The organism is Pseudomonas sp. DWP2-2 (assembly GCF_049897065.1).
In the GTDB taxonomy this organism is placed as follows: domain Bacteria; phylum Pseudomonadota; class Gammaproteobacteria; order Pseudomonadales; family Pseudomonadaceae; genus Aquipseudomonas; species Aquipseudomonas paracarnis.
Genome location: NZ_JAFCVN010000009.1, coordinates 225,434 through 233,131, shown reverse-complemented (window position 1 = coordinate 233,131; position 7,698 = coordinate 225,434). Strand labels below are relative to the sequence as shown.

General features: G+C 63.6%; 7 protein-coding genes. 4 read left to right on the top strand and 3 right to left on the bottom strand.

The window, feature by feature from the left end:
• Nucleotides 1-167 precede the first annotated feature (167 nt).
• Nucleotides 168-680: a GNAT family N-acetyltransferase gene (locus tag ACP7CZ_RS20220; protein WP_072446610.1), complete on the bottom strand. Its 513-nt coding sequence runs from the start codon at nt 678-680 to the stop codon at nt 168-170.
• Nucleotides 681-907: 227 nt separating this feature from the next.
• Here ACP7CZ_RS20220 and ACP7CZ_RS20215 point away from each other — a divergent pair, with 227 nt between their 5' ends.
• From ACP7CZ_RS20215 to ACP7CZ_RS20200, 4 genes are all read left to right on the top strand, one after another.
• Entirely contained in the window at nt 908-1,879 is a 972-nt protein-coding gene (locus ACP7CZ_RS20215) for a helix-turn-helix transcriptional regulator (RefSeq protein ID WP_072446608.1), read from the top strand.
• Nucleotides 1,880-1,978: 99 nt separating this feature from the next.
• Nucleotides 1,979-2,851, top strand: a complete 873-nt coding sequence (locus ACP7CZ_RS20210) for a transporter (RefSeq protein ID WP_294165017.1) — start codon at nt 1,979-1,981, stop codon at nt 2,849-2,851.
• Between the two features lie 22 nt (nt 2,852-2,873).
• Nucleotides 2,874-4,028: an MFS transporter gene (locus ACP7CZ_RS20205; protein ID WP_294165018.1), complete on the top strand. Its 1,155-nt coding sequence runs from the start codon at nt 2,874-2,876 to the stop codon at nt 4,026-4,028.
• Nucleotides 4,025-5,137 carry a class II histone deacetylase gene (locus ACP7CZ_RS20200; protein WP_294165019.1) on the top strand — a complete coding sequence of 371 codons (1,113 nt, stop codon included), beginning with the start codon at nt 4,025-4,027 and terminating at the stop codon, nt 5,135-5,137. Before ACP7CZ_RS20205 ends, ACP7CZ_RS20200 begins: the two co-directional genes overlap by 4 nt.
• Here ACP7CZ_RS20200 and ACP7CZ_RS20195 read toward each other — a convergent pair.
• Nucleotides 5,127-6,266, bottom strand: a complete 1,140-nt coding sequence (locus tag ACP7CZ_RS20195; RefSeq protein ID WP_294165020.1) for a glycerate kinase — start codon at nt 6,264-6,266, stop codon at nt 5,127-5,129. The two genes, ACP7CZ_RS20200 and ACP7CZ_RS20195, sit on opposite strands and share 11 nt — an antisense overlap.
• Before the next feature lie 205 nt (nt 6,267-6,471).
• Entirely contained in the window at nt 6,472-7,572 is a 1,101-nt protein-coding gene (locus ACP7CZ_RS20190; RefSeq protein ID WP_034127476.1) for a sugar diacid recognition domain-containing protein, read from the bottom strand.
• Nucleotides 7,573-7,698: the final 126 nt, after the last annotated feature.

Below are 7,698 nucleotides of genomic sequence, written 5' to 3'. Positions count from 1 at the left end.
ACAACCAGTGACTTGTGGCGAGGGAGCTTGCTCCCGCTGGACTGCGTAGCAGTCCCATTTTTGGGGCCGCTTCGCGCCCCAGCGGGAGCAAGCTCCCTCGCCACAGTTACCGATTCTGTATTAACTGACTGGCATTGGGGCAAGCCAGCTCCCACGGTTTTACAGGATCAAGCCGACGTGCGCAGGCGCGCCATGCTCAGGGTGTCGACAAACATACCGTCGCGCAGGGCGTAATCGCGCAGCCGCCCTTCCACTTCGAAGCCGAACTTGCGGTACAGGTTGTGCGCAGGCTCGTTGTCCGCGTAAACAGTCAGCTCCACACGGTGCAGGTTCATCCAGTTGTCAGCCACCTCCAGCGCGGCCGCCAACAGCCGCGAACCGACACCCTTGCCCTGCCAGGCGGGCGCCACGCCCATACCCAACGAGCCAACGTGGCTCTGGCGTACACGCAGATATTGCTCAAGCCCCAGTTGGCCAATCACCTCACCGCCCTGCACCGCCACCAGTTGCAGGCGCCGCTCGTTATCCATCACCAGGCGCTTGCGCCACATCTCAACAGACTGAAAAGGCATTTGCAGCACCTGACGACAAACAGCCGGTTCGTTGTAGAGCGCGGCGACGCCCTCCAGGTGGGCCTCGGTAAAACGCTGGATCACGATAGACGGTTCAGGTGGGTGCATTGCATTTCATCCTTTGAAAGACAAGTGGCGGGCCAGTGTAGAGGCTAAGCGCCTGGCTGACGAGCCGGGAGTTTTCCCACTGGCCGACCAGCACCATCCTGCATCTGAACGATGGCGATCCATATGCGCAGCGCCGATACTCTGCCCAGGCCCTGCCCCGTCAACCCGACGCTTCGGCCTTCACCCTGTGACGAGAACAACAAAAAAAGTCCCACAGAGGAACACCCATGAGCCGTTTTGATCACTCGGGCCTGTTGCAGGCCTTCAGCACCCTGACCCTGGACCTGCAACGCCTGGCCCAACATCAGGACATCGAACACTTCCAGCGCCATGCCCTGGCACGCGTCAGCCAATTGCTGGCCTTCGACAGTGCCTGGTGGGGACGCTCGGCTGTCATCCACGGTCTGCCGCAAGAGCACAACAGCTACCTCTATCAGTTGCCACCCGACTACCTGGCGGACTGGCAGTCGATCCGCCATCTGGACGTTACCGTTGCACGGGTGCATGCCTCGCCTGGCGAGGCAGTAATTATCGATATGCGCGACCCCGCCAACGGCAGCGCCTTGAATTGGCTGGGGCAACGCCACGGCCTGGGTGAATTGCTGTGTGTGATCCATATCGACCCGCAAACCCACCTCAGTCACCACCTGACGCTCTACCGCCAGCCCACTGCGCCCACGTTCAACGCGCAGGATTGCCAGTTGCTCAATAACCTGATGCTGCATCTGGTGGCGGCGGTCTCGGCAAACCAGATTCGCACCTTGGTGGCCATGCGCGAAACCCTGGCCAGCCCGCGCAATCTGGCCCTGGCGGTGTGTGACCCACGGGGTGTGTTGCAATGCGCCGAGCGCGGTTTTGTCGACCTGCTGCTCAGCGAATGGCCGCAATGGCGTGGCCCCACCCTGCCGGTGTTGCTGGATGAGCGCGGGCATGACGGCAAGCGCATCCATATCCAGGCGTCACCGGTGGGCGACCAATTGCTGTTGGCCGCGCGCCTCAACCGCGCCCTGCCCCAGCTCAGCCCACGGGAAAACGACGTAGCCCAAGGGTTTGGCGAGGGCAAGACCTACAAGGAAGTGGCCCGCGACCTTGGCCTCTCACCCAACACCGTGCGTCACCATATCCGCGCCATCTACGCCAAGCTCGGCGTCAAGGACAAGGCGCGCATAGCGCACCTGGTGCACGCCCCGCCCGACTGACCCTGCCCGTTTCTCCCACGGTTTTGCCACGGTCGTTTTTTACGGTCTCGGGCTGCTGTTGCCCATTTTCCGGCCTTCTCTGACACGAGACGCTTCGCCATGACTTCCACACGCTTACGTAACCTGGCAGTGCTGTGCGCCAGCCTGTTCAGCCTCGACAGCCAGGCTGCCGACCTCAACGCCCGCGACTTTTTCGCCGCCCCACCGGGCACCCGCCTGGGTGTGCTGTACCTGCCCGCCACCCGTGCCAGCGATTTCCATGGCCCCGCCGACAGCACCGGCAAGGCCGACCTCAGGGTCAACGCCGTGGCTTACCGCCAGGTGTATTTCACCGACGCCTGCGGCACGTTGTGCACGCCGCAATTCATCCTGCCCTTTGCCGACATCAGCGCACGCCTGCCCGGCGCCAACCAGCGCAGCCGCGAGCGCGGCATGGGCGATCCACAGGTGGGCGGCACGCTGTTTTTCGTCAACGATCCGGCTTCGCGCACTTATAGCGGTTTGTTGAGCCTGATCACCGTGCCGGTGGGTGAGTACCACAGTCAAAACCCGGACGTCTCTCCCGGTGCCAATCGCTGGGGCGCCACCTTTGTCTACAACTACACCCACGGCATCGGCGAAAACTGGGTACTGGAAGCCAACCTGGAAGCCCAGCTCTATGGCCGCAATGACGATTACTTTGGCAGCGAACTCAAGCAAGCCCCGCTGTATCGCCTGCAGGCTTTTGCCTCGTATGACTTCAGCGCCGCCACTTACGGCGCATTGCGCCTGATCCAGGCCGACGGTGGCGCCCTGCGCCTCAACAACCGTCGCCTCGACGATACCCACAAGCGCTACACCCAAGTCGGCTTCGAACTCGGGCACTGGCTCGACCGGCAGAACCAACTGATGGTCAGCCTTTCGCAACACGTTGCGGCTTCCAATGGTTATGCCGGCACCGAAGCGCTGTTGCGCCTCGTGCATGTGTTCTGACCCCTTTCCCTGGAGCTTGAAAATGCCCATTTCCAACGCTGCGATAACGGCACGGCTGGCAGCGATCGTGCTGTTTGCCGCTATCACCCCGACCATCCTGATGACCGCTCCCGCCGTGGCCGCGCAGTTGGCCAGCCAATGGCAACTGAGCCCGGCGCGGATTGGCGACTTGTTTTCCGTGGAACTGGGCGCCATGAGCCTGGCGACCTTGCCCGCCTGGTGGTGGCTCAAGCGGGTTGACTGGCGCACTGCCGCCCGGGTCGCCGCGCTGTTGTTCATTGCGGCCAACCTGCTGTCGATGCTCGCCGACACCTACGCCGTGCTGCTGGTGTTGCGCGGGGCCAGCGCCCTGGCCGGCGGTTCGTTGATGATCCTCTGCCTGGCCAGTGCCGCCACCACCGCCAATCCCAGCCGAGTCTATGGTTTGTGGGTGATGGGGCAGTTGATCGTCGGTGCCGTCGGCCTGGTGGTGCTGCCTGGTTTGTTCGAACGGTTTGGCTTGAATGCCTGCTACCTGATCCTGGCAGGGTTGATGGCTCTGCTGCTGCCATTGGCGCGGGCTTTTCCCGCCGGTAGCCGTGCGTTGCCCACCAGCCGCGCCGCGGTTTTGCCCGGTTCACGCTGGAAAGCCGCCCTGGGGGTTGGCGCGGTCCTGGCCTTTTATATCAGCTTGGGAGGCGTCTGGACCTTTATCGGTGCCTTGGGCGCCAGTGCCGGGATTTCGGCGCAGCACAGCGGCGACATCCTCGCCATCGCCACCGTGATGGGCATTGCCGGGGCCGCGAGCGCTTCACTGATCGGGACCCGCTTGCCGCGTGGAGTGCTGTTGTTGCTGGGCTACCTGTTGATGGCGGCAGCGGTGCTTCTGTTGTTCGGCCAGCCCGCATTGCTGCGATTTGCTTTGGCGGCGCTGCTGTTCAAATTCACCTGGACCTTCATTCTGCCGCTGATCCTGGCCTGCCTGGCCGACCTCGACCACAGCGGCAAGCTGATGAACGCCTCCAACCTGGTCATCGGCGGCGGCCTGGCCATCGGCCCAGCGCTCGCCGGCCGCCTGATCGAGGCCAGCGGCGGGTTCAGCCTGTTGCTGCTTGGTGCAGCCGCTATCACCTTGCTGTCTCTGGTGATGATCGTCGCCAGCCGTCCCCATTCCCCCACTGAACTGGAACCGGTATGAACCCAACCACCGCATTTTTTTTCGACGAAATGAGCCTGTGGCACAGCGCCGGCGCCCATGCGCTGACACTGCCCGTGGGCGGCTGGGTGCAGCCGCCGGCCGGCAGCGGGCATGCCGAGTCACCGGAGACCAAGCGCCGCCTGAAAAGCCTGTTGGATGTCTCCGGATTGAGCCGCCAACTACAACTGTGTAGCGCGCCGCCCGCCAGTGAAGAGGATCTGCTGCGGGTCCACAGCCGCGCTTACCTGCAGCGTTTCAAGGCCTTGAGCGATGCGGGTGGCGGTGAGCTTGGCCCCCAGGCACCGATCGGGCCGGGCAGCTACGAGATTGCGCAACTGTCCGCCGGACTGACCCTGGCCGCCGTGGACGCGGTGCTCAAGGGCCAGGCGCACAATGCCTATTCGCTGTCGCGGCCACCGGGGCATCACTGCCTGGCAGACAGCGCCATGGGCTTTTGCTTTCTCGCCAACATTGCCATTGCCATCGAGGCCGCCAAGGCCCGCAACGGATTGGGCAAAGTTGCCGTGATCGACTGGGATGTGCACCACGGCAACGGCACGCAGTCGATCTTCGAAGAACGGGCCGATGTGTTGACGATTTCCCTGCATCAGGACGGCTGCTACCCGCCTGGCTACAGCGGCGAGCAGGATCGAGGCCGCGGGGCCGGCGTGGGGGCCAACATCAATATTCCGTTGCCGCCAGGCAGTGGGCACGCCACCTATCTACACGCCATGGAACGCATCGTAGTGCCCGCGCTGGAGCGCTTCGAGCCGGAGTTGATCATCGTCGCCTGTGGTTATGACGCCAACGCCGTCGACCCGTTGGCGCGTATGCTGTTGCACAGTGAATCGTTCCGTCTGCTGACCCGCGCCCTGCGCCTGGCAGCCGATCGTTTATGTCAGGGCCGCCTGGTGCTGGTGCACGAAGGGGGCTACAGCGAAGCCTATGTACCGTTCTGCGGCCTGGCGACCCTGGAGGAATTGAGCGGCGTGCGCACAGCGGTGCTAGACCCGATGCTTGAGTTTGTGCAGTTGCAGCAACCCGGTGCGGCGCTGCAGGGGTTTCAAGCGCAGTGGGTGGAGCGGTTGGCGCGCGGGGTCAGCGAGTAGCTGCCAAACGCCACACCCGCGCAATGTCCGAGGCCCGCTCACGCAACAGGCGCGGCGCCTCGTGACAAGCCTGTTCCAGTGACATCGGGCCCGATGGCAAAGCAAATGCTGCGTCCACACCTTGGGCATACATCTGTTCGTAGCCCTCGCCCAATGTCCCCGCAATGACGACCACCGGCACGCCCTGTCGCTGGGCAATGCGAGCCACGCCAAACGGGGTTTTGCCACGCAGGGTCTGGGCGTCGAAGCGGCCCTCGCCGGTAATCACCAGGTCGGCACCCCGCACCGCTTCATCCAGGCCAACCAGTTCAGCAACCACCTCGACCCCTGGACGAAACTGGGCGGCGAGGAACGCCTTGGCAGCAAAGCCCAGTCCACCGGCGGCACCACTGCCGGGTTCGTCGCGCACATCCTTGGGCAGCACCTGGGCGCAATGGTCAGCGAAGTGCCCAAGGGCCGCGTCCAGTTGTGCCACCTGCTCGGGGCTCGCGCCTTTTTGCGGGCCGAAAATCGACGAGGCACCGTGGGGGCCGCACAGGGGATTGTTGACGTCGGCGGCGATTTCAAAACGCACCTGTGCCAGGCGCGGGTCCAGTTGTTCGAGGCTGATATGGGCCAGGCGAGCCAACGCCAACCCACCCGCCGGCAGTGGCTGGCGTTCGCTATCCAATAGCTGCACGCCAAGGGCCTGCATCGCCCCCGCGCCGCCATCGTTGGTAGCACTGCCACCAATCGCCAGGATGATGCGCTGCGCCCCGGCATCCAGCGCGGCGCGGATCAACTCGCCGGTGCCATAGGTGGTACTGGAACAGGCGTCGCGCTGCCCCGGCGCGACGAGTTGCAAACCACTGGCCTCGGCCATCTCGATCATCGCGGTATGGCTGTCGGCCAACCATCCCCAACGCGCTTCGACGCTGTCGCCCAGCGGGCCTCGGACCGTTTGCCGGCGCAATTGCCCCTTACATGCTGCGAGCACCGCATCCACCGTGCCTTCACCGCCATCGGCCATCGGGCATTGAAGCACGTGCGCATCAGGCCAGACCTCGGCCCACCCCTCGGCAATCGCCTGGGCGACACCTGCGGCACTCAGGCTGTCTTTGAACGAGTCGGGGGCGATCACGATTTTCATGGGCTTTCTCCGGTTTTTATAACGCCCATGCTGCCAGTTGGCTGGGGCAATGACGCGGGGCCGATGCACAAGTGTGGAGCGGGTTTGTTGTTCATTTCTACAATGCCCGTTGTAGGCGCGAGCTTGCTCGCGAAAGACCGGAACGCGCCGCGGTGAATCCGGCAACCTGCGTTATCGTTGACGTTTTTCGCGAGCAGGCTCGCTCCTACAGGGGGTGGGGCAGCAGTTGGACGCCCAGGTACAAGGCAAGCATCCCATCTAGCGTCAGCGGGTCTACGCCGCTGAGTTCGGCTATGCGCTCCATGCGGTAGCGCAGGCTGTTGCGGTGAATGCCCAAGGCGTCGGCACATGCCTGGCTTTGCCCATCGTGCTCGCACCAACTGCGCAACGTGGCAAGCAGTTGCCCGTTGCTGTCCTTGGCCAACACTTTGCGCAACGGGTTGAGCAATTCGTCCAGGGCGTCGTCGTTGCGATGACGCCACAGCATCACCGGCAGGCGATAACGGTTGAGGGTCAACAGGCGTGATTGCGGCAGGATATCGCGGCCATAAGCAAGCAGATCACCCACCCGCCGATAGCAGCGGCGCAGTCCCGCCAAGCCCTCCGCTTGCCCGCCGATGGCCACGCGCAGGACGTTCCAACCCAGGCCGTCGAGCTTTTCCAGCAAGCGGGGGTTATCGACCTGCACCCCAGCAGGTCGGCACCACAACAAAGAAAACTGCGCAGAGCTGACGCACCAACTGTCGGGGTAGCGGCTGGCGAGCCAGGCGCTCAGGGCCTCCGCCGTTTGGCCCGGGCCCAGTTCAAACAGGTATGGCGTGCGCGCCAGTTGTGGCTTGAGCCCCAGTTGCTGGGCTTCGTCCACCAGGCGCGGGGAGTCGCCGCTGTCGGCCAACAGCAGGGCCAGCAGATCATCGCAACGCTGACGCCGCCATTGTTGTTCGGCTTGCTGGTGGCGTTGGCTGACCAGCATTTCAGCGGTCATGCGCACCAGTTCGGCATAGGTGCGTAACCCATCCGGCTCGCCGGTGATACCCAGTACGCCAATCAGGCGCTGATCATGCAGCAGCGGCAGGTTGATGCCTGGTTGCACACCCTTTAGATGCTTGGCGGTCTGCCCGTCGATTTCCACCACCCGCCCATTGGCCAACACTAGCTGGGCACCTTCATGGCGGGTATTGATACGCTCCGGCTCGCCGCTGCCCAGGATCAAGCCCTGGCTGTCCATGACATTGACGTTATGGGGCAGGATTGCCATGGTGCGATCGACAATCTCCTGCGCCAGGGCATGATCCAGCTCGAACATGGGGCTAATTTCCTGAAAAAGGTTGTTCACCAGCACAGCGCAAAGATGGCTTGACTGTGCGCCGGCACAAAGACAGTTGCCCTTCACGTCACCGAGACTGTCAGGGCGGTCAACGTTACCCTCGCA